We start from the raw sequence: 4,038 nt of genomic DNA, 5'->3' as shown, positions 1-4,038 counted from the left end.
CCGAGCAGGATGTGTTTGTTGGCCAGTTGTGTCATACATATAAAGTGTATCAGAGATTCCGGGCCCTTCGGAGTAAACTCCGAAGGGCAGGGCCAAGGGACGAGTTACGAGTGACGAGGGGGCCAGGGTTTAGCCGCTCCTGATTTTCCTCGTTACTCGTCCCTCGTCACTCGGCCCTGTTCCCGGCTATAATTGAATGGCAATCTGACTGGCAGGAAACACTGGCCGGTTTGCCAAATCTTCTGAAATAAGCGACAGGGAGGTCGTATGTCCATTACCGACTGGCCGCAGGCGGAGCGCCCGCGGGAAAAACTTCTGGCCCGGGGCGCCGAGGCCCTCTCCGACGCCGAACTGCTGGCGATTTTTCTGCGTACCGGCACCCGCGGCAAGTCCGCCGTGGATCTGGCCCGCGAGGTGCTGCATCAGTTCGGCGGCCTGCGCGGGCTGCTCACCGCCAACGAGGCGGATTTTTGCACGCTGCCCGGTCTGGGCCAGGCCAAGTACGTGCAACTGCAGGCCGTCATGGCACTGGCCCAGCGCCACCTGGGCGAGACCCTGCAACGAGATACCGGCCTGCACAGCCCCCAGGACACCAAGCACTATCTGCACAGCCGGCTGCGGGATCTGCCCCACGAGGTGTTCGCCTGCCTGTTTCTCGACAGCCAGCACCGGGTGATTCGCTACGAGGAGCTGTTTCGCGGCACCCTCAATGGAGCCAGCGTCCACCCGCGTGAGGTGGTCAAAAAGACCCTGCAGCACAACGCTGCCGCGCTGATTTTCGCCCACAACCACCCCTCCGGTATCGCCGAGCCGAGCCACGCCGATCGTCATCTGACCGGGCGCCTGGTGGAGGCCCTGGAGCTGGTGGAGGTCCGGGTGCTGGACCATATCGTGGTCGGCGACGGGGAATGCGTGGCCTTTTCGGAGCGGGGCTGGCTATAAAAAACAGGGCCGAGGGACGAGTTACGAGTGACGAGGAAACACGGCACGGCCACCAGCTTGCCTGAAATCCGCGCGATACGCGGCACTTTAGGGAGAATTGGGCTTGTAAGGCTGGCGGGAAATCCGTAAAATTCGCGCTCTTTGACGCATTGTGCAGCCGATTTTTGGAGAATAACCATGGCCAGAGTCTGTCAAGTGACTGGCAAACGTCCGATGAGCGGGAACAACGTATCCCATGCCCATAACAAGACCCGTCGCCGCTTTCTGCCCAATCTGCATACTCACCGTTTCTGGGTGGAGTCGCAGAGCCGCTGGGTAAAACTGCGTGTCAGCAGCAAGGGCATGCGCATCATTGATAAAAAAGGTATCGAGTCTGTACTCGAGGATCTGCGCCGTCGCGGCGAAAAGGTGTAAGGAGTTTTATCATGCGTGACAAAATCAAACTCGTTTCCAGTGCCGGTACCGGTCACTTCTACACCACGACCAAAAACAAGCGCAACATGCCGGAAAAAATGGAAGTGAAAAAATACGACCCGGTAGTCCGCAAGCACGTGGCCTACAAGGAAGCCAAGATCAAATAAACCGGCTTTTGTCCCGAACGCAAAAACCCGCCTCCTTATCGGCGGGTTTTTTTATGCCTGTTACGCACGACTGTTCGAATTTGGCGTAACAAACGATTATCATCCATCTATGGAACGTTATCAGGTAGGCGGCTGCGTCCGCGACAAACTGCTCGGGCTGCCGGTCAAGGACCACGACTGGGTGGTGGTCGGCGCCACGCCGCAACAGATGCTCGACGCCGGGTATCGGCCGGTGGGCAAGGACTTTCCCGTCTTCCTGCATCCCGACACCCACGAGGAACACGCCCTGGCGCGCACCGAGCGCAAGACCGGTCCCGGCTATACCGGCTTCACCTTTCACGCTGCTCCCGATGTGACCCTGGAGCAGGATCTGGCCCGCCGCGATCTGACCATCAACGCCATGGCCGAAACCGATCGCGGCGAGATCATCGATCCTTACCACGGCCAGCAGGATTTAAAAGATCGCCTGCTGCGCCATGTCTCCCCGGCTTTTGTCGAGGATCCGGTACGCATCCTGCGCGTGGCACGCTTCGCCGCGCGCTTTGCCGGGTTCGGCTTCCGCGTGGCTGACGAAACCCAAACACTGATGCAACAGATGGTCGACAACGGCGAGGTCGATGCACTGGTGCCCGAACGGGTCTGGCAGGAAACCCTGCGCGCCCTGCAGGAGGAGCACCCGGAAACCTTCTTTGAAGTGCTGCGTGAGTGCGGCGCGCTGGCCAGACTGTTCCCCGAGGTCGATCGCCTGTATGGCGTGCCGCAACCGGAGCAGCACCACCCCGAGATCGACACCGGGGTGCACACCATGCTGGTGCTGCAACAGGCCGTCAAACTCTCCGACGATCCGGCCGTGCGCTTTGCCGCACTGGTGCACGATCTGGGCAAGGGCACCACGCCAACCGAAGCACTACCCTCGCACATCGATCACGAGGAACGCGGCGTGCCGCTGGTCGAGGCATTATGTGATCGCTATAAAATCCCCAACGAGTATCGCGAGCTGGCGGTCATGGTGACCCGCTATCACCTGCACTACCACCGCGCCGGCGAACTCAAGGACACTACCTTGCTAAAAACCCTGGAAGCGCTGGACGCCTTTCGCCGGCCCGAGCGTTATGAACAATTCCTGCTGGCCTGCGAGGCTGACTCGCGCGGGCGCCCCGGTTACGAAGATCGGGTTTTTGATCAGCCGCGCATCATGCGCGAGACCCACGCCGCCGCCAGCGCCGTCGAAGCCGGACCGTTCGTCGAACTGGGCCTGCAGGGCAAGGCCATCGCCGAGGCCCTGCACAAGGCCCGCCTGACGGCGATCAAACAGGTGCGCCGCGCGGCCTGAGCATGGCCTTCGCCGATCATTTCTCGCAACAGGCCGCAGACTACACCCGCTACCGGCCTCACTACCCGCCCGAGCTGTTTGATTATCTGGCTTCCCTGTGTCCACAGCGCGAATGGGCGCTGGATGTAGCCAGCGGCAACGGCCAGGCCGCCGTCGCCCTGGGCGATCACTTTGAACAGGTGATCGGTTGCGAACCGAGTCTGGCGCAGCTGCGCAATGCGCAACAGCCACACACCATCGATTATCTTTGCAGCACCGCCGAGCAACTGCCATTTACTGATAACACGTTCGATCTAATCAGTGTCGCGCAAGCCGCGCACTGGTTCGATCACGCCCGTTTCAATCATGAGGCCACCCGCCTTCTCAAGCCCGGCGGCATACTGGCCATCTGGGGTTACGGCCTGTTCTCAATCTCGCCCGCGATCGATGCACTGATCAACGACTATTACGCCAACACACTGAACGGTTACTGGCCTGAAGAACGCCACTGGATCAAAAAAGCTTACGCCGGCCTGCCCTTTCCCTTCCCGCTGATAGACACCCCGGCCTTTCATATCCAGGCCGAGTGGACCCTGCCCGAAGTGATCGGCTATCTCGCCACCTGGTCCGCCACCCAGCGCTATATCGCCGACCACAACATAAACCCACTCATCGAGTTGGAAGGTCAGTTAAGCCAACATTGGGGCGAGGCAACGCAAACCAGAGCAGTCTACTGGCCCATTCACTTGCTGGCAGGATACAAACCATGAAACTCTCCCATCTCGATCACCTGGTCCTGACCGTTAACGACATTGAAACCAGCTGCCGCTTTTATAACGAGATACTTGGCATGGAAGTACTCACCTTTGGCAACAATCGCAAGGCACTACGTTTTGGCCAACAAAAAATCAATTTACATCCTGCCGATCAACCGTTTGCACCGCATGCCCGTCATCCCACACCGGGATCAGCGGATCTGTGCCTGATTAGCGAGACCCCACTTGGCGAAGTACTTGACCATTTTAGAACCAAGGGCATCACGCCCGTGGGGGAATATATAGAACGCACCGGCGCTGTAGGAACTATCCTGTCGATTTACCTTAATGATCCCGACGGCAACCTGATCGAGATCTCAGAGTACGTCTAGAGGTAGGCCGGACATAGCAAAGCGGTGTCCGGCACCCGGAGAATTGCCCGATACCG

Annotated in this window: 6 protein-coding genes; all 6 read left to right on the top strand. The window is 59.4% G+C overall.

Annotated elements, in window-relative coordinates:
* The first annotated feature begins 267 nt into the window (after window positions 1-267).
* The 6 genes from radC (at window position 268) to RI563_RS06900 (ending at window position 3,982) form a co-directional block, all read left to right on the top strand.
* Window positions 268-942 carry a RadC family protein gene (gene radC, locus RI563_RS06925; RefSeq protein WP_310693637.1) on the top strand — a complete coding sequence of 225 codons (675 nt, stop codon included), beginning with the start codon at window positions 268-270 and terminating at the stop codon, window positions 940-942.
* A gap of 177 nt (window positions 943-1,119) precedes the next feature.
* Window positions 1,120-1,356, top strand: a complete 237-nt coding sequence (gene rpmB / locus RI563_RS06920; protein WP_310693636.1) for a 50S ribosomal protein L28 — start codon at window positions 1,120-1,122, stop codon at window positions 1,354-1,356.
* Between the two features lie 11 nt (window positions 1,357-1,367).
* The gene (gene rpmG / locus RI563_RS06915) at window positions 1,368-1,523 is read left to right on the top strand and encodes a 50S ribosomal protein L33 (protein ID WP_134080758.1); all 156 of its coding nucleotides are present in this window, start codon (window positions 1,368-1,370) and stop codon (window positions 1,521-1,523) included.
* A 109-nt stretch (window positions 1,524-1,632) separates the two neighbouring features.
* Window positions 1,633-2,856 (top strand): multifunctional CCA addition/repair protein, encoded by a 1,224-nt coding sequence (locus RI563_RS06910; protein WP_310693635.1) that lies wholly within the window; start codon window positions 1,633-1,635, stop codon window positions 2,854-2,856.
* A 2-nt stretch (window positions 2,857-2,858) separates the two neighbouring features.
* On the top strand, window positions 2,859-3,605 hold the full coding sequence (locus RI563_RS06905; protein WP_310693634.1) for a class I SAM-dependent methyltransferase: 747 nt from the start codon (window positions 2,859-2,861) through the stop codon (window positions 3,603-3,605).
* Window positions 3,602-3,982: a VOC family protein gene (locus RI563_RS06900; protein ID WP_310693633.1), complete on the top strand. Its 381-nt coding sequence runs from the start codon at window positions 3,602-3,604 to the stop codon at window positions 3,980-3,982. The genes RI563_RS06905 and RI563_RS06900 overlap by 4 nt, the downstream gene beginning before the upstream one ends.
* Window positions 3,983-4,038 lie beyond the last annotated feature (56 nt).

Origin of the sequence: Thiohalophilus sp. (genome assembly GCF_031581315.1) — a bacterium.
Taxonomy (GTDB): Bacteria; Pseudomonadota; Gammaproteobacteria; order UBA6429; family Thiohalophilaceae; genus Thiohalophilus.
This window is presented reverse-complemented; position numbering and strand designations above follow the sequence as displayed.